The 17,373-nt window shown below is 61.2% G+C and carries 12 protein-coding genes and 1 tRNA gene; 7 read left to right on the top strand and 6 right to left on the bottom strand.

Translation table 11 applies throughout. The features are described 5' to 3' along the window. Window positions 1-37: 37 nt before the first annotated feature. Window positions 38-2,518 (top strand): hypothetical protein, encoded by a 2,481-nt coding sequence (locus tag IG627_RS04270; protein WP_193190289.1) that lies wholly within the window; start codon window positions 38-40, stop codon window positions 2,516-2,518. A 187-nt stretch (window positions 2,519-2,705) separates the two neighbouring features. Here the strand turns inward: IG627_RS04270 and IG627_RS04265 are convergent, their stop codons facing one another. After that, window positions 2,706-4,199 carry a C13 family peptidase gene (locus tag IG627_RS04265; RefSeq protein ID WP_193190288.1) on the bottom strand — a complete coding sequence of 498 codons (1,494 nt, stop codon included), beginning with the start codon at window positions 4,197-4,199 and terminating at the stop codon, window positions 2,706-2,708. Between the two features lie 145 nt (window positions 4,200-4,344). Here IG627_RS04265 and IG627_RS04260 point away from each other — a divergent pair, with 145 nt between their 5' ends. The 3 genes from IG627_RS04260 to IG627_RS04250 all read left to right on the top strand — a co-directional run bounded on the left by IG627_RS04260 (window position 4,345) and on the right by IG627_RS04250 (window position 7,501). Continuing rightward, window positions 4,345-6,039 (top strand): alkaline phosphatase D family protein, encoded by a 1,695-nt coding sequence (locus IG627_RS04260; RefSeq protein WP_193190286.1) that lies wholly within the window; start codon window positions 4,345-4,347, stop codon window positions 6,037-6,039. A gap of 256 nt (window positions 6,040-6,295) precedes the next feature. Continuing rightward, a complete protein-coding gene (locus IG627_RS04255; RefSeq protein ID WP_193190284.1) occupies window positions 6,296-6,751 on the top strand; it encodes an Rrf2 family transcriptional regulator in 456 nt (151 codons plus the stop codon). A gap of 39 nt (window positions 6,752-6,790) precedes the next feature. Beyond that, window positions 6,791-7,501 (top strand): class I SAM-dependent methyltransferase, encoded by a 711-nt coding sequence (locus IG627_RS04250; RefSeq protein ID WP_193190282.1) that lies wholly within the window; start codon window positions 6,791-6,793, stop codon window positions 7,499-7,501. A 75-nt stretch (window positions 7,502-7,576) separates the two neighbouring features. Here the strand turns inward: IG627_RS04250 and IG627_RS04245 are convergent, their stop codons facing one another. The 4 genes from IG627_RS04245 to IG627_RS04230 all read right to left on the bottom strand — a co-directional run bounded on the left by IG627_RS04245 (window position 7,577) and on the right by IG627_RS04230 (window position 11,817). Then, on the bottom strand, window positions 7,577-9,835 hold the full coding sequence (locus tag IG627_RS04245) for a TonB-dependent receptor (RefSeq protein WP_193190280.1): 2,259 nt from the start codon (window positions 9,833-9,835) through the stop codon (window positions 7,577-7,579). Between the two features lie 148 nt (window positions 9,836-9,983). Beyond that, on the bottom strand, window positions 9,984-10,568 hold the full coding sequence (locus IG627_RS04240; protein WP_193190278.1) for a CAP domain-containing protein: 585 nt from the start codon (window positions 10,566-10,568) through the stop codon (window positions 9,984-9,986). A gap of 285 nt (window positions 10,569-10,853) precedes the next feature. Beyond that, complete coding sequence (mtgA, locus tag IG627_RS04235) at window positions 10,854-11,534, bottom strand: monofunctional biosynthetic peptidoglycan transglycosylase (RefSeq protein WP_193190276.1); 681 nt, start codon at window positions 11,532-11,534, stop codon at window positions 10,854-10,856. A 206-nt stretch (window positions 11,535-11,740) separates the two neighbouring features. Further along, a tRNA-Arg gene (locus tag IG627_RS04230) sits at window positions 11,741-11,817 on the bottom strand. Window positions 11,818-12,177: 360 nt separating this feature from the next. On the opposite strand from IG627_RS04230, the gene IG627_RS04225 reads away from it, so the two are divergent. Continuing rightward, window positions 12,178-12,591, top strand: coding sequence for a c-type cytochrome (locus IG627_RS04225; protein WP_193190275.1), 414 nt, complete (start codon window positions 12,178-12,180; stop codon window positions 12,589-12,591). A gap of 134 nt (window positions 12,592-12,725) precedes the next feature. On the opposite strand, the gene rep is transcribed toward IG627_RS04225, so the two are convergent. Continuing rightward, on the bottom strand, window positions 12,726-14,759 hold the full coding sequence (rep, locus tag IG627_RS04220) for a DNA helicase Rep (protein ID WP_193190272.1): 2,034 nt from the start codon (window positions 14,757-14,759) through the stop codon (window positions 12,726-12,728). 130 nt (window positions 14,760-14,889) lie between these two features. Between rep and IG627_RS04215 the strand changes: the two genes are divergently transcribed. Next, complete coding sequence (locus tag IG627_RS04215; RefSeq protein ID WP_193190270.1) at window positions 14,890-15,750, top strand: helix-turn-helix domain-containing protein; 861 nt, start codon at window positions 14,890-14,892, stop codon at window positions 15,748-15,750. A gap of 90 nt (window positions 15,751-15,840) precedes the next feature. Next, window positions 15,841-17,211, top strand: a complete 1,371-nt coding sequence (locus IG627_RS04210; protein ID WP_193190268.1) for a hypothetical protein — start codon at window positions 15,841-15,843, stop codon at window positions 17,209-17,211. Window positions 17,212-17,373 lie beyond the last annotated feature (162 nt).

The raw sequence follows: 17,373 nt of genomic DNA, 5'->3' as shown, positions 1-17,373 counted from the left end.
GGTAAGATCCGAATCCACGTTCCGTAAGAAAATACCTATGAAAACTTCCCTCGCTCGAGCCTTACTTCTGATCAGTGCATTTACCCTCGTTGCTTGCGGCGGCAGTGGAGGAGGAGATAACAGCGGCGCAAGTGACGGAAGCGGTAATGATTCCGGGCAGGGGAGTGGAAGTGACTCAGCGTCGATTACGCCTACGGCAGAAATAACCCGGGAAAACACCCGCACTTTTGCCGGCAGCGCCTATACCTTCGTGGATGTACACAATACGCTCATCAACAATTTTACCTCTCCACTGGATTCGCCCAGCTTTTCCTCCAGCAGAAACGGCAGCAACAGTGAAAGCTGTTTTGCGGATGGCACTATGACCAATGTGGTTTCCGAGAATGGCGCCGCCGAATCCCTGACGTTCCAGGACTGCCAATTGCAAAATGGATTGGTGCTGGACGGTAAGCTGGAAATTGCAACTTCCGAAGCCGACGGTGACGGCGCCTACGATATTGAATTCAGCTTTTCCGGTCTCACGGCGACCAGGGCCACCTACAATCTGAGCATCGATGGCAGTGCCCTGGTAGTGGTACCCGGCAGCAATGAGGATCCGTTCAGGATCAATGTGGTTTCCAATCTGGAGGCAGTGGACAACCGCAATGGGGAGCTCTATCTCGCGGAAGATTTCATGTATGAACTCCCTATGGGGAATAGCAGTTCACTGACAGATGCCGAAAACTTCAGTGGTGGTCTGGGGACCAAGTCTTCTGGTATGGCAGTGCTGAAGAGGCAGATCTTCGATATCGGCGACCGTTATACCGGCGGCAGCAATATCACCGGTACCAGCGACAGCTTTGGTGTCATGCAGCACGTTGGAATCATTTCTAGCCGCGATCTGGAGTTACTCTACTTTGCTACATCTACTCAGAATTTTTCCAGTGCCGGGGTTCGGTTGCGATTTTCCGACTTGAATGAAGGGAAGTTCGATTTCTTCAGTGCGAGCAACACTCCTCCGAAAAAAAATGATCGTGCCCTGTTCACTGATTCCAAGGCGGCCGACTTCGGTGAACAGATTACCATCAGTGGTTACAGCAAATACATAACCGACGACAACGGTGACCTGCTCACAATAGGGCTGGAACTCTGGAACCTATATGAGGGGTATGGAGCTGAAGGAGAAGAGATACACGATTACGCCCAGGTTGACCAGGCGGGGTACGGTATTCATAAGATAGCCTTTGACGAGCCTGGTGAATGGCAGATATCCATAACAGCTACCGACCCGGCAGGTGAAACTTTCAGCCTGTATTACGCCACCGTAACTGTCACCGATTCCCGCGATACAGATGGAGACGGCATCATCAATGAGAACGATCTGGATGATGACAATGATGGGGTGCCAGATTCCGATGACGCTTTTCCTATGGATGCCACAGAAGACAGCGATACAGATGGTGACAAAATTGGCAATAACGCTGACACTGACGACGATAACGACGATGTGGCAGATACCGAGGATCATTATCCTCTTAACCCCAATTGCGCACTTGAATCTGATGGCGATGGGGAAACTTGCTATATAGAGCTGATTTACTGGATGGATCACACTGTAGATGTCAACGGAATTGCATATTTTTGGGACCGCTGTTATTCCGACGGCTGTAACCCCAAGGTCGGTTCCATCCTCCGCTGGGATAGCAATCGCAAAGTATTTCTGCCTCCACTGCTGTTGACCCGTACCCTGGGAGAAGAAAAAGAGCGCTTCGATGTGTATTACCAGAAAACGCTTAATCGTCTGTTGGTAATATTCCGGGATTCCGAGATTGATTATTTCGATCTGACAGAGGAAAACCCTGAAGCAGTACAGACAGAAATCCCGGCACCACCCTATGACTGGGTGCTGAGATACTACACCGATGAGCAGATCTTCGTGCGCGTTACCCGTAATGTAGATGGAAATTTCAACTATGCAGAGGTGTTCGATGCGGAGCTATCATCGGTAACCCTAGAAGACCCAATTATTGAAACCGGTTATAACTACACCATCCGGGCCCTCGCTCCATATGTAGAAAAGGGCTACACGATCAATGCGGAATTGAACGGCCTGGACAAGTTTGAAAATGAGACCTTTATACCCTATCCCGGGCAATTGATTGTCGCACCGGACGGTAGTCACGCCCTGGATAGCGCCACTGCCAGAATTTACTCAATGGAAACCAGGGAAGAAATTGCAAGGTTGAATGATACTGGGGGGAGGGCCTTCGATTGGAACAGCCTCGGTATAGTTAATGCCGGTGAGATCTTTGATTCGGTCAACAGGGCCTGGATCAGCCAGTTCAGGCTGTATGATGAAAATTATGAGCTGGCAATGAAGCTGGAGTTTCCCGGTATGTATTTTCACGCAACTTCGAGAATACCTTTCATATACTCCGGAAACAGTTTCTTCTTGCCGACTTACATTCCTACAGAAGATGGCTATCAGGGACCAGTTAAGCAAACCTACAGAATTACCGAAATAAAAGTTGGCCAATAGAATAGCTTTTGCGGGCCAGAGCCATTTCAGATTGCTAGCTCGGCGAGCTATTTCGCCGGGTTGGCAAGTTCGATAGCCTGCTTCGCTTCAGGGGGCGCCAGGCAGTTGGGAACGAGGCAGTGGCCTCTAACCCAACTCCTCAATGTATGATTTGGCGAAATTACGGCTGTCGTATTCAGAAAGTGGGTTACCGCTGCCACCATCCCATAAACATCTGCCCAACCGCACTCTGCGGCAGTGAATGTTCTTCTCCCTCAATCCCCTGTTCCTTTTCCATTTCGGTTACGCGCCTGTTGGCGGCGGCGAACCAGGCGGCGGGATCTTTGACACCCACATTCAACGCATCCCCGTACAGCGCCGCGCTGAACCAGGTGCGCTCCGAGTCGTCGCTGCAGCCGAAGGAGGTGCGATCCGCGGCGGCGGAGGTGAATACGGCGCGCTCGGAGTTGGCCAGGGCATTTTTCCACAGGCCGGAATAGCAGGCGGAGACGATGATCCACTGGTGCCGGGCTTTGAGGCCGTCCAGCCACTGTTTGCCGTCCGCTACCGACAGGTCGTTCAGCGGCAGCTTCTTCTCGGCCAGCTTGAAGTCGCCGGTGTCACCGCCGTGGCTGACCAGGTGCACCAGCAGCAGATCTTCTTGCGGGTCCATCACCGCATCCAGTGCCTTCAGGCTTTCGCGCACGCTGGTGCGGGTGGCCAGTGGATATTTGTCACCGCCGCCGTTGGAGAGGTGCAGCTGCCGCCGCTCCGTATCGAATACGCTGGCGAGCCGCTGCGACACCCAGTCCACCTCCTTGGCAAACACCGGCGAGGTGCCGTCGCCGCCCACCACCAGCAGGTAGACGTCGCGCACGCCGGGCCGCTGCGGGGCCAGTGACGAGAAAAGGGATTGAAGTCGGTCGGACTCGGAATAGAGGCGCGCCTCCACGGCCGCCCGCTGTTGTCTGTCGTCGCCGCGCCAGGCCTTTTTACTGGGGTAATAGCGCCCGGAGACAAAATAGCCCTTTTCCTCCAGCGGCTCGCCCTTGTCGTCTTTGCGGATGCGCACACCCTCGCCGCTGGCCTCGCCGTATTCGAAAGTGGCGCGGATGATGGTACCGTCCGGCTGGGTCAGTTCCCCCTCGCCGGTGTAGTAGGAGTACTCGAAGCCGCCCTGGTAGCGATAGCCCTCGGCATCGCTGTAGCTGCCCTGCACCAGGTAGCCCTCTTCGAAATTGCCTTCGTAGTGGGCGCCCTCGGCGGTTGTCTGGTGGCCCTGGCCGTGAGCCACCCATTCGAGGAACTCGCCCTCGTAGACTTCACCGCTATCCCAGTGCACCGAGCCCTTCAGCAGTTCGCCCTGCTCGAACTGCCCCTCCCAGACGGTGTCCCCGCAGGTGTAGCGACCGCTGCCATTGAAGTCGCCATCGACAAATTCTCCTTCGTAGACACAGTCATCGCCGTAATCAAACCGCCCCTGACCGGTCATCCGCCCCTGGCGGAATTCCCCCTCGTAACTCCGGCCATCCGGCCAGGTCAGCGTGCCCTGGCCCTGAAACAGGCCGTTTTCGAGATCGCCGCTGTAGACGGAGCCGTCCGGCAGGGCGGTGCCGCCGGCGAACTGATCCGGGTTGCAGCCGGTGAGGAGCAACAACAGGGCGGGGAGTAGCAGTGGGCGGGTGAGATTGGCGGACTTCATTGCCGGATCCATGATTCTGATTATTGGAGATAGATTAACAAATAGACAGCTGTTCTGCTTCATTGCCATTTAGCCGGGCTGTCATACTCCCCCGCTAGGCTGTGAAGTCACTTTCGATAACCAGAACAAGACAGGCGTGACACCCGTGAACAGATTCACCCGACGCAATTTCATCAAGGCCGCCCTGGCCACCTTCGGCGGCGTGCTGGTATCCACTCCGCTGCAGGCGATGACCCGCCCCGAGTTGCCCTCTGAGGTCACCTTCGAGCACGGCGTCGCCAGCGGCGACCCGCTGCAGGATGCGGTTATCCTCTGGACCCGGGCGACACCGGCCGAGGGCGACAAGCCGGCGGCGCCGGTCAAGGTCACCTGGGAGCTGGCCCGGGACCGGCAGTTTGCGGACGTATTGCGCCGCGGCAGCGCCGAGACGGATCTGGCCCGCGACTACACCATCAAGATCGACGTGCAGGGGCTGGAGCCGGGTACCAGCTACTTCTACCGCTTTGTCGGCGCCAGCGAGCAGAGCCCGGTGGGTCGCACCAAAACCCTGCCCGCGGGTGGCGTGGAGCAGGTGAAGCTGGCCGTTTTCTCCTGCTCCAACTATCCCGCCGGCTATTTCAATGCCTACCAGCTGGCCGCCCAGAGCGACGACTGGGATGCGGTGCTGCACCTGGGGGATTACATCTACGAATATGCGGCCGACGGTTACGCCACCGAGCGCTCGGCGGAAATCGGCCGCGCGCTGCCGGCGGACAACGGCGGCGAGATACTGACCCTGACCGACTACCGCAAGCGCTACGCCCTCTACCGCACCGACGCCGGCCTGCAGGCGCTGCACGCGGCCGCGCCCTTTATCGCCGTGTGGGACGACCACGAGATCACCAACGACACCTGGAAGGAAGGGGCGGAAAACCACAACGAGGGCGAGGGCGATTTCTTCGCGCGCCGCGCGGCGGCGGTACAGGCCTATTACAAATGGCTGCCGATACGCCCGCCGATGGGCGAGCGCCACCCGCAGATCTACCGCAGCTTCAGCTTCGGCGACCTGCTGGACCTGCATATGCTCGACACCCGCGTGATCGGTCGCGACCAGCAAATCGATTTCGCCGGCTATATCGGCGAGGACGGCAGCTTCGACGGCCGCGCCTTCGCTGCGGCAATGGCGAATCCCGAGCGCAGCCTGCTCGGCAAATCGCAGCTCGGCTGGCTGGACGAGACGCTGGAGAAATCCAGCGGCCACTGGCAGCTGCTGGGCCAGCAGGTGTTGATGGGCAAGATGCACCTGCCGGCGGAGATCATGATGAACTTCGCTTCCGGCGCTAAGAAGAAAAATCCCACCCCGGAACTGGTGGCCCTCAAGGCGGCCAGCATGAAGGGTGAACCGCTCAGCGACGCCCAGCGCGCGCGGCTAGAGCAGCGGCTGCCCTACAACCTCGACGCCTGGGACGGCTATGCGGTGGAGCGCGAGGCGCTGTACAGGCGTATCGGTGAGCTGCAGAAAAACCTGGTGGTAGTGGCTGGCGATACCCACAACGCCTGGTTCAATCACCTGAAGGATACCGAAGGGAAACTGGTGGGTCTGGAATTCGCCACACCCAGTGTCACGTCGCCGGGTATGGAGAGCTACCTGAAGCTGGACGAAGAGGCCGCGACGGAACTGGCCCGGGGCATGTCACTGCTGGTCGACGACCTGCAGTACTGCAACCTGCACCAGCGCGGCTATATGGCGCTGACCTTCCGCAGGGATCAGGTGCAGGCGGAGTGGAAGTACATCGACAATATCCTCAGCACCGAATACGCGGAAGCCGGCAGCCATAGGGTGGTGCACAGCCTGGCCTGATTCGATCTCATTTCGTCACTCCGGCGCAGGCCGGAGTCCAGCTGCCACTGAACTGGATACCGGCGTGCGCCGGTACGACGAAGCCACGCTGTAGGAGCCCGATTTGTAGGATGGGCAAAGGAGCGCAGCGACGTGCCCATCTTCCACGGCGCCGATGGGCACGCTGCGCTTTGCTCATCCTACAGTTACTCCCAGCCTCCCCTGATTTCCTCCACAAAGATTGCGTTCACCACTTTCATGTAATATTTTAAGTTACATGAAGAGAGACAGCAGACTTTCCGGCGTACTCCACCTGCTCCTGCATATGGCCGAGGCCGATGGCCCGGTCACGTCCGAGGCCCTGGCGGGCATGATGCAGACCAACCCGGTGGTGATCCGGCGCATCCTCGGCGGCTTGCGCAAGGAGGGACTGGTGCAGTCGGAAAAAGGCCACGGCGGCGGCTGGCGTCTGGCGCGCGACCTGGAGTCCGTCACCCTGTACGACATCCACCTCGCCCTGGGCGCACCCGGCGTACTGGCGCTGGGCAATCGCACCGAATCCCCCGGCTGCCTGGTGGAGCAGGCCGTGAATGCGGCCATGAGCGACGCTTTCGAGGCGGCGGAGGCGCTGCTGCTGGAGCGCTTCCACAGTATCACCCTGGCGTCCCTGAGCCGGGACTTCAGCCGGCGCAGAAAACGCAATGCCAGCACCTGCGACCAGCATAGGCACTAGCCGCGCAGGAGACTGCGAATTAATTATCAGGAGACCGGCATGCAGCGAGAATCCATACGCGAGGCCTTCGACCAGATGGCCGACCGCTACGACAGCCAGTGGGCCCGGCTGTCCGCATTGAACGAGGCCCTGCATCTGCTGATGGGGGCACTGTTGTCCGAATTGCCCGGGGATGCCCATTTCCTCTGTGTGGGCGCCGGTACCGGGGCGGAGCTGCGCTACCTGGCCGGAAAATTTCCGCGCTGGCACTTTACCGTGGTGGAGCCGTCGGCGGCGATGCTGGAGGTATGCCGCCGCAATGCCGTGGAGGCGGGCTTCGCCGATCGCTGCCATTTTCATCGGGGTTATGTGGAATTGCTGCCGGCCGCGGCGGAATTCCACGGCGCCAGTGCACTGCTGGTCTCCCAGTTTATTCTTGAGCGCGAAGAGCGCGCGGCGTTTTTCCGCGATATCGCCTGTCGCCTGCAGCCCGGTGGAATACTGGTGAGTTCCGACCTCTCATCCGATATGGCTTCCGCGGCCTACCGCAGCCTGCTGGAGGTGTGGCTGCGCATGATGCGCTGGGCCGCCGACATGCCGCCCGAGGGGCTGGACAATATGCGCAATGCCTACGGTCGCGATGTGGCCGTGCTGCCCGCGGAGCAGGTGGAAAAGATTATCGAGTGCGGCGGTTTCGGCAGCGCGACACCCTTCTACCAGGCGGGGCTGATCCGCGCCTGGTATTCCCATCTATCGACTGACACCGCGTAGCCGGTTGAATGGTGGAACAAAAATGCCAGCGCCTGGAGCGCCGGCATTCTTGTTGATGGGCGCAGTTGCCGTCGCTCAGAAAGCGCCGAACTGCTTGCTGAACTCCAGGCTCAGGGTGCGCGGTGCGCCCTGGATATAAGTGGGGAAACCGAAGGCATCGCCGCTGTTGCCTGCGTCCATGATGTACTCCTCGTCCAGCAGGTTGCTCGCCGCCAGGTTCAGGGTCCAGTTGCGGTCGCTGGCCGCGATGCCCGCGCGCAGGTTGAGCAGATCCACCGCGTCTTCCTCGAAGCGGTTCTCGATATCGAAATACACCGATGACCTGTAGCTCCAGCTGCCGCTGCTGGTAAACAGCAGTGCGGCGTTGATTGGCATTTCGTAGATATAGCTGAGCGCACCGGTGAACTCCGGTTGCAGGCGGAACTGGTTGCCGGCGTAGGTGCCGTTGTTGGTATCGTCGTCGATACCGGCATCGATATAGGCGGCGTTGGCCAGCAGCATCAGGTTTTCGGTGGCGCTCCAGCGCAGGTCTGCCTCTATGCCGGTGTTGGTGGCGGAGCCGGCGTTCTCGGTGCGGATCTGGCCGCTGTCCTGGTCGACCACGTTGACCTGGAAGTTCTCGTAGTCCTGGTAGAAGACGGCCAGCGAGTAATCCAGCGCTGTGTCGCTCAGGCGACCCTTGAGGCCGAACTCGTAGTTGGTGATCTCCTCCGCCGGAATGATGCTCTCCACACCGGAGGCCATGTCGATCACCTGCGCGCGTTCGCCGCGGGAGACGGTGCCGTAGAGGTTGGCGCTGTCGTTCAGGGTGTAGAGCAGGTTGAAGCGCGGCAGCAGCGCGGAGTTGTCGGTGTCGCCCGCAATGGTCTCGCCCTGGGTGTTCAGTGCCAGGCCGAAGAAGAGATCGCTGTTGATACCCTGGGCGGCCAGTATCGCCGACGGCGGCAGTGCGCTGCGATAACTGGACTCGCGCTCCTCTTCGATCAGGCGCGCGCCGACGGTGGCCTCCAGCTCCGGGGTGATCAGGTAGGAGACGTCGGCGAACAGGTTCAGGCTGCTGTTGTCGGCGCCGTTGGCATAGTAGCTCTCGTAGGGCAGGGCGGAGACCAGGCCGCCGGTCAGCAGTGCGGTGGCATCGCCGTTGCAGCTTTCGATTCCCGCGAGGGCGAGTGCACCGGCACAGCTGAGGAAGAGCCCTTCCTCGGAGGCGAAACCGACGAACTGCTCGGCCTCTTCTTGAAAATAGCTGGCACCGACAAAACCATTGATACGCTCGCCGCTGAAATTCAGGCGCAGTTCGTGGCTGCTCTGGTCGCCGGTGGCTTCCTCGGAGAAGTTCAGCATTTCGTAGCCGGTCCCGTCGGCATCGAAGGCCTCGAGGGAATCGTATTCGCGCTGGGCGCCGATATAGGTGAGCGCCAGGCTGTCGCTGAGTTCCCAGGAGACGGTCGCGTTGAAATCCTTAACGGTGCGGTCGACGCCGATATCGTCCATGCCCAGCACGTCGTTATCCGGCACGCTCAGCGCGGCGTCGTCGGTGAACAGGAAGGCCTCGTTGACGAAGGCGGTGCCCGGGTCCTCGGCCTTGTCGTAGTTGTAGACCAGGTCGATGGTCAGGCTCTCGTTGGGCGCAATGCGCAGGCTGGGGCGGTAGGCGAAGCGCTCGTAGCCGTTCAGGTCCGCTTCGCCGCTGGTGTTTTCAATGTAGCCGTCGCGCTCGCGGGAGACGAAGGCCAGGCGGCCCTGCAGTGTTTCACCGCCGCCGGTAACCATGCCCTCGATCTTGCGCATAGCGTAATCGCCGCCGCCGACGGTCAGCGCGGAGGCGAATTCCCGCTGGGGTTTGGCGGTGATAAAGCTCATGGCGCCGATGGAGGCGGCGGTGCCGAACAGGGTCGACTGGGGCCCTTTGACCACTTCGATGCGCTCCATGTCGTAGACCTCGAAGTAGGAGGCGCGCGAGCGGGACACGTCGGTGCCGTTCAGGTATACGGAGACCCGCGCGGCACCGGGCGCGCTGCCGTCGTCGGAGGTGATGCCGCGGATCACATAGCCGTTGTTGTTGACGCTCTGCTGCTGTACCACAAGGCCGGGCACCATGTCTGACAGGCTGTCGAAGCGATCGATACCCAGGTCCTTCAGGGTCTCCCTGTCCAGGCTGCTGATGGTCAGCGGCACATCGACGATCGACTGCTCGCGCTTCTGCGCGGTGACGATAATCTCTTCCAGCATTTGCGAATCGCCGGCCTGCGCCTGTACCGAGGGCGAGGCTGCCGCCGCGATCAGGCAGGACAGGAGGGATACGGGGAAAGTCCTTTTTGCTGCTTTTTTCATGGTGACTCCAGCACTTGTTGTCGGTGTTTCGAGGTGCTGGATATTAGGGGGCGATTGATACGGTGACGTGACTGATTCGTGACAATCAGTATTCGGTCGTAGAGAGCACCCGGGTCACTAAGGGAAATACCTCTGAGCGCCGGTAAAACTAGTCGGTACGGTAGGGCAGGTGCTTGTAGATATTTCCCGAGGGCGCGTAGTTACAGGTCACTATGGTCCGGAATTTACCCTTTACACAGTAGTAGACACCGCAACCCACCGCGCGCGGCAGCTTCTTGCCGTTCGCGTCGAAGGCATTCATGTTGTCCCAGATCAGCTGGCTGTAGTGGCCGGTGGTGAGATCCTTGAAGGGGCGATATCGATACTGTCCCGCTTCCGCAGCCCAGCTCGCCACGGCCTGGGTCAGGGCGACTTCTTCCGGCAGGCGCGCGGAGTAAAAGAAAATATTTTCACCGATGGAGGAGTAGGCCGGATTGCCGCCATTGGCAATGAAGTGCTCCCTGCGTTTGTTGTTGTGTCCGGGACCGGAGCGGCACTGCGCCGCCGACCAGTTGTGGGCGGTGCGCGCCAGCGCCCTGTCGTATTTCAGCATGGCCACCGGCGGGTTGGGTTTGGGGCTGTTGGGCAGGCGACCGGCGTTCAGGTTCTTGCGCACCTGGTTGTGCAGGTCCAGTGCCTTGCACTTACCGGGTTTGGTGCAATCCGGTTGGGCCGCATATGACGGCGTGGACATGGCAAAAAACATCGATAGGACAAGTAGTGCGCTGCAAATATTCTTCACTTGGTCACCCGGGAAATGGTTACGCCAGAAAACGCTGAAATTGTATGGTCGCGGGGCACCGGGTCCACGAGAGGAGTGAATGGCCGGTCAGAACCGAAAGGCACCGAGTTAAGAGTTGATATGGCAATTTTCGTGGGATGGGCAAAGCGAAGCGTGCCCGTCAAGGTCGCGGAAGATGGGCACGTCGCTGCGCTCCTTTGCCCATCCTACATTCAGACCCCGTGACCGAATTCGTTTTCACAGCCCTTTCAGGTAGACGGTGCCGCCCAGTTGCCGGACCTGTCGATCGATGGTCGATGCGCGGCTGCGCACATAGCGGGAAGGTATCTTTGCCGACATTCGCCTGGGGCTCGGCAGGACCGCGGCCATCAGCCCGGCCTGCCGGCGACTGATATGCTGCGCAGATGTGCCGAAAAAGTTTCTCGCCGCGGCCTCGGCGCCGTAGATCCCCTCGCCGAACTCGGCAATATTCAGGTAGACCTCCAGTATCCGCTCCTTGGACCAGAACAGCTCTATCAGCAGGGTAAACCAGGCCTCCAGCCCCTTGCGCAGGTAGCTGCGGTCGTTCCACAGATAGAGGTTCTTGGCCGTCTGCTGGGTGATGGTGCTGGCACCGCGAGTGCGCCTGCGCGTCTCACTCAGGGCTTTCTGCAGCGAGGCGAAATCGAAGCCGTGGTGGTGGCGAAACTTCTGGTCCTCAGCGGCGATAACGGCCATCTGCAGGTTGGGGGATATCTTTTCCAGCGGACGCCACTGCTGCTGAGCCTCGCGCCCGCTGTGTTGCTGCCAGGACTGGATCACCGCTGAGCTGGGTGGATCTATCCAGCGCAGTGCCAGAACCGGCACGGCGGTGACCGTCGCAAAGGCGGCGCAGAACCAGAGTGTGAGCCTGAAGGCGCGTTTCAGTAAGCGGGGCATTGTGGAGGCTGGGGCTGCTTATCGGGATCTGCACTCTGAGACGCCGCCGGGCGCCGTGGGTTCCGCCGAGAGGGACCGGCTTCCTGTGGTTCGGGGTGGGAATGGAGGTTCGAATCTGAGCGCCTGGGCGGGCCATATACAAAAAAGGAGCGCCTGGGCGGGCCATATACAAAAACGGCCACTGCAAGGGTGGCCGTTTTTGTATATGGCCCGCCCCAGAGGATTCGAACCTCTGACCTTTGCCTCCGGAGGGCAACGCTCTATCCAGCTGAGCTAGGGGCGGGTAACTTTTTGTTGCCAGCAGGTGTAGTGCCTGCTTCGGGGCGGGAAGCCTGCGGCTTCCGGCAACGCTCCCCTTCGGGCCCGGCCGCCAATCACAGATTGGCGTCGTTCGGCTGCGCGCAACGCGGTGCGTTGCAAACGCTTGCCTCACCCAGCTGAGCTAGGGGCGGGGAGGACGCGGATTATACAGAAGGGCGGTGGTCGGGCAAAGCGGATTGCGGCCTTTGTGTTCTGGCGCCCTTCGCAGCGGGCAACACAATGCTTATAATGCGCCGCTGGTAGAAGTATGCGGCAGTGTGCCGGTAGTCTATGGGCCGCCCGAGTCGGCCATTAGGGGAAAGTCGGCCTTTAGGGGGATAGGATGAAGAAGATTTTGGGTATTGTGGCGGCGCTGGCCGTTGGGGCGGCAGCTGCGGTGGCGCAGTCTGTGGACGAGGAGATAGCCCAGCGTATCGCGCCGGTGGGCGAGACCTGCATGCAGGGCGACGAATGCGCGGCGGCGGTAGCGGCAGCGCCGGCGGCGGGCGGTGCGGCCCGCAGCGGTGAAGAAGTTTACAAGGCCACCTGCGCCACCTGCCACGGCACTGGTGCCGCCGGTGCCCCCAAATTGGGCGACGCCGGCGCCTGGGGCCCGCGTATCGGCAAGGGTATCGATACCCTCTACACCCACGCGATCGGCGGCTTCAACGCCATGCCGGCCAAGGGCCTGTGCATGGACTGCAGCGACGACGAGGTCAAGGCCGCCGTGGATTACATGGTGGAAGGCAGCAAGTAAGCGACTGCTTACTTCGATTGCGAGAAGGCCGCTCATTGAGCGGCCTTTTTTTGTTGCTGCGGAAGGTTTTATGCCTTTGTAGGAGCGGATGGCCGCCCCGCCGCTCCTACAGGGGAGGTTTTACCCGGGTCCTGTCAGTCAAACATACTGAGCAGCGACCCCAGCGTCTCCTCCCCCTTGGCCTGGTTCTGCTCCGGCGTCGCCTTGCCGAAGCCCTCGAATTCACAATCCTCCTCCGGCAGCTCGTCGAGGAAGCGGCTGGGGGTGGTGTCCTGGGTCTCGCCGAACTGCTTGCGTTTGCCGGCCAGGGTCATGGTCAGGGTGCGCTGGGCGCGGGTGATGCCGACGTAGGTGAGGCGGCGCTCCTCCTCGATATTGTCGTCCTCGATGCTGTTGCGGTGCGGCAGCAGGTTTTCCTCCATGCCGATCATGAACACGTGCGGGTATTCCAGGCCCTTGGACGCGTGCAGGGTCATCAGGCTGACCTTGTCGGTGGCCTCTTCCTCCTCCTGGCGCTCGAGCATGTCCCTGAGAATCAGCTTGGAAATGGCCTGTTCCAGGCGCACGTCCTGCTCCAGCTCGTCGTCGGTGCCCTCCATGATCTTGTTCAGGCTTTCCAGCAGCCAGTAGACGTTCTCCATACGCTTCTCGGCCACCTTCTCGCTGCTGGCGTTCTGGCTGAGCCAGCCGGGGTAGTCGATATCGTCGAGCATCTCGCGCAGGGCGGCATCGGGGCTGTTGTCGCGGCAGTTACGCTGCACGCCTTCCAGCCACAGGGCGAAGCGGTTCAGGCGTTCGTAGCCCTGCTCGTTGATATGCTCCCTGAAGCCTATCTCGGAACAGGCGTTGAACATGGAGATCTCGCGGCCCTTGGCATAGTTGCCCAGCGCCTCCAGGGTGCTGGTGCCTATCTGCCGGCGCGGGGTGTTGATGATACGCAGGAAGGCGTTGTCGTCGTCCGGGTTAACTAACAGACGCAGGTATGCCATCACGTCCTTGATCTCCGCGCGGGCGAAGAAGCTGGTGCCGCCGGACATCTGGTAGGGAATCTGGTTTTCCTGCAGCTTCATTTCAATAAGCCGCGCCTGGTGGTTGCCGCGGTAGAGCACGGCGAAATCCATGAATTTGCAGCTGCGGCGCGCCTTCTGCAGGAATATCTCGTTGGCGACCCGCTCGGCCTCCTCGTTTTCATTGGCCACCTTGAGTACGCGAATCTCTTCGCCGAGGCCTCGGTCGGACCACAGCGCCTTGTCGAACTCGTGCGGGTTGTGCGCGATCAGGTGGTTGGCCACCTTGAGGATGCGGCTGGTGGAGCGGTAGTTCTGCTCCAGCTTGATCAGGCGCAGGTTGGGGAAATCCTGCTTGAGCAGGCTCATGTTTTCCGGGCGCGCGCCGCGCCAGGCGTAGATCGACTGGTCGTCGTCGCCCACGACGGTGAGGCCGCCGCGGCCGCCCACCAGCAGTTTCACCAGCAGGTACTGGGAGTTGTTGGTGTCCTGGTACTCGTCCACCAGCAGGTAGCGGATCTTCCTGCGCCAGCGCTGCAGCAGTTCCGGATCTGTGTCGAACAGCTGCACCGGCAGCAGGATCAGGTCGTCGAAGTCCACCGCGTTGTAGGCCTTGAGGGCATCGCAGTAGCGCCCGTAGGCCACCGCGATCGCCTGTTCACCCGGGCTCTGCGCCTGCTCCAGGGCCTTGCGCGGAGTCAGCATGTCGTTCTTCCAGTTGGAGATCTGGTTCTGCACCCGGTCGAGCAGATCGGTATCCAGGTCGCCATCGCGCAGCATCAGCTCCTTGATCAGGCCGCGGGCGTCCTCGGCGTCGAAGATGGAGAAGCCGGGCTTGAAGCCGGCCGCGCGGTATTCCTTGCGCAGAATGTTCAGGCCCAGGTTATGGAAGGTGGACACGGTCAGGCCGTGGCTGGCCTTGGAGCGCTTGCCATCCGCGCCCGCGAGCAATTTGCCGACCCGCTCCTTCATCTCCCGCGCCGCCTTGTTGGTGAAGGTCAGCGCGGCGATATTGCGCGCGGCGTAGCCGCACTCCTCGATCAGGTAGGCGATCTTGCGCGTGATCACGCTGGTCTTGCCGGAGCCGGCGCCGGCCAGCACCAGGCAGGGGCCGTCGACATATTTCACCGCCTCCGCCTGGCGGGGGTTCAGCTTGGTCATTCTGGGCTTACATCTTCGGTATGGGCGAGGCGGGATTCTACCAGTCTTGGGCGTCTGTGAGTGGTCACTATGCGGTCACCGCGAAATCGTTTTATATTGGTTCAAAACACAATAATGAGAAGCCCCAACCGTGAAGCCATCCCCCCTGTCCCTGGTCGAGAAATCCAAAGGTGAGAGTGCCTTCGGCCGTCTGATGCACTTCTGGCGCAAGGCCTCCGGCCTGTCCCAGGAGCAGCTGTCCGGACCTCTGGGGGTGTCCACCCGTCATATCAGCTTCCTCGAGACGGGCCGCTCCAAGCCCTCGCGCATCGTCGCGCAGACGCTGGCGGATATCTTCCAGCTGTCGGCCAGGGACAGGGCCTATCTGCTGGCTGCGGCCGGATTTGCCGCCGACCGCTCGGCTTTCGACTGCCCGGAGCTGGCGGTGTGGCTGCGTAAGGCCATGCGGGTGGCCCTGCAGCAGAGCGAGCCGGCGCCGGCCTTCGTGCACGACAGCTTCGGCCGCCTGCTGGCGGTGAATCGCGCCTGGCTGGCCTTCTTCCTGCCGCGGGTCTCCCCGCACCTGATCGAGCGGGATGCGAATATCTACGAGCTGATGATGAATCCCGAGGGCCTGCGCCCGCGCCTCCACAACGGCACCGCCCTGGCCAGCGGACTGGCCCTCTACCTGACGATGGAAACGCTGCAGGGCGACGACGCCGAGGGTTGGGCGCTGCTGGAGCGGCTGCAGGCCTCCGGCTCGATACCGGACAATTGGCAGCAGCTGGGTCGCAAGCTGGTGCACACCAGTGAATACCCGCTGGCACTCAAATCCGACAGTGGCGCGGTCGACCTGACCGTCTACAACGACACCCTCTCCTCCACCTCGCAACTGGTGCAGCCGCGCCTGCTGATCGGGCGCATCTACCGCGATGACGGCGCACAGCTGTTGAGCGATGCGCAACTGGCGGCGGCGCCGGTGGCACACCCGCTGCTGTTCAGGGACCTGTAGGGCATTACCTCGCAAGTAATGGGGTCCGCGCGCCCGTGCGCCTAAGCTGGGAACCCAATAACAAGAAGCCGTCGATACGAGGCCGATGCGATGACAGAGAAGAATAGCCGGAACCGCGGCTGGCACTGGGGCCCGTTTACCCTGTGCCTTCCCCTCCTGCACCTGAAGGCGGTGCCCTCGCAGATGCTGCAGGGCCTGGTGGTAGCCAGCGGCACCAGCATGATCATGGCGCCGGTGATGACCGGCTACTTCGGTCTCAGTTTCGAGGAGGCCCTGGCGCTGATACTGCTGGCGAACACGGTGCTCTGCGCCTCCTTCCTGCTGTTCGGTGAACCCTTTGCGCCGGGGATGCTGACACCGGCCTTCCCGCTGGTGCTGACCTTTATCGTCAGCGGCTACCCCGAGGGGCCTGAACGTTTCCAGGTGATGACGGCACTGTCCCTGAGCCTGGCCGCAATAGCGCTTTTCTTCAGCCTCACCGGGCTGTCGAAACGGGTGATGGCTTCGCTGCCGGCGGCGCTGAAGGCGGGGATCATCTTCGGCGCCGCCATCTCGGCGCTGGACCGGGTCTTCGTCAAGGACGCGGCCCTGTTCGACAGCCACCCGATCAGCGCCAGCACCGCATTGGTGGTCGCGCTGCTGTTTACCTTCTCGGCGCCGATTCAGCGGCTGCGGGCCAGGAACAGGGTGATCGATATGGTCGCCAGCCTGGGCCTGCTGCCCGGATTTGTTGTCGCGGCGCTGGTGGGTGTGACGGTGGGTGAGGTGCAGTTCAACATGCAATGGGGCTGGCTGCTGCCGCCGATCGGCGAGACCCTGGCCAAGGTATCGCCCCTGTCCATCGGCTGGCCGCCGGCATCCATGTACCTGGAAGTGCTGCCGCTGGCCTTCGTGGCCTATGTGATCCTGTTCGGCGACTTCGTCACCGGTTCCGAGATGATCAGGAGCGCCCAGCCGGAGCGCCCGGACGATCCCATCGACCTGAACTTCGAGCGCACCCAGGTAGCGGTGGCCGGCCGCAATGCCGTGTCCGCGGTGGTGGCACCGCTGTTCCCCTTCCAGGGCGTGCTGTGGACCGGTGTGCACGCGGTGGTGGTGCAGGCGTGGAAGTCCGGCCGCGACAAGGTGGTGGACCTGCGCAGCGGTATCGGCTCCTACTATGTGTGGGGTCTGCCGCTGATCTACCTCTGCTGGCCCTGGATCAGCCTGGTAAAACCGCTGATGAGTATCGCCCTGATGCTGACCCTGGCCCTGACCGCCTTCGCCTGCTTTATGGTGGCCGCACCGCTGGTGAAGAAGCCGCTGGAGATGGTCTGCGCCCTGCTGATCGGCTATCTGCTGGCGATCTTCGGCGTCTGGACAGCGATCGCGGCGGCGGTTTTCCTGCTGGTGGCGGTGAACGGCAATATGCCCCGCTGGCGCAAAGCCGAGGGCGCAGTCCCGGAAGCCAGCGAAAACTGATTCCGCCGCGCCTGCACAATTGTCACGTCATACCGGCGCAGGCCGGTATCCAGTTTGGTGGCACCTGGATTAGGTGGCGCTCCTGCGCCACGCCCTTGGGGCCATTCGCTGCGCGAATGCTCGCTACGGCATCCATGCCCACACAGTCCGGCCTGCGCCGGA

This window comes from Microbulbifer taiwanensis, from assembly GCF_014904815.1.
Lineage (GTDB): Bacteria > Pseudomonadota > Gammaproteobacteria > Pseudomonadales > Cellvibrionaceae > Microbulbifer > Microbulbifer taiwanensis.
The sequence above is the reverse complement of the archived record's forward strand: the minus strand, read 5'-3'. Positions and strand labels throughout refer to the sequence as shown.

Excerpts from the sequence above, each read along its gene's own strand:
- IG627_RS04210 (WP_193190268.1), top strand. The coding sequence starts at position 15,841 with ATGACAGAGAAGAATAGCCGGAACCGCGGCTGGCACTGGGGCCCGTTT.
- IG627_RS04250 (WP_193190282.1), top strand. The coding sequence starts at position 6,791 with ATGCAGCGAGAATCCATACGCGAGGCCTTCGACCAGATGGCCGACCGC.
- IG627_RS04245 (WP_193190280.1), bottom strand. The coding sequence starts at position 9,835 with ATGAAAAAAGCAGCAAAAAGGACTTTCCCCGTATCCCTCCTGTCCTGC.
- IG627_RS04265 (WP_193190288.1), bottom strand. The coding sequence starts at position 4,199 with ATGAAGTCCGCCAATCTCACCCGCCCACTGCTACTCCCCGCCCTGTTG.
- mtgA (WP_193190276.1), bottom strand. The coding sequence starts at position 11,534 with ATGCCCCGCTTACTGAAACGCGCCTTCAGGCTCACACTCTGGTTCTGC.
- IG627_RS04270 (WP_193190289.1), top strand. The coding sequence starts at position 38 with ATGAAAACTTCCCTCGCTCGAGCCTTACTTCTGATCAGTGCATTTACC.
- IG627_RS04255 (WP_193190284.1), top strand. The coding sequence starts at position 6,296 with ATGAAGAGAGACAGCAGACTTTCCGGCGTACTCCACCTGCTCCTGCAT.
- rep (WP_193190272.1), bottom strand. The coding sequence starts at position 14,759 with ATGACCAAGCTGAACCCCCGCCAGGCGGAGGCGGTGAAATATGTCGAC.
- IG627_RS04240 (WP_193190278.1), bottom strand. The coding sequence starts at position 10,568 with ATGTCCACGCCGTCATATGCGGCCCAACCGGATTGCACCAAACCCGGT.
- IG627_RS04225 (WP_193190275.1), top strand. The coding sequence starts at position 12,178 with ATGAAGAAGATTTTGGGTATTGTGGCGGCGCTGGCCGTTGGGGCGGCA.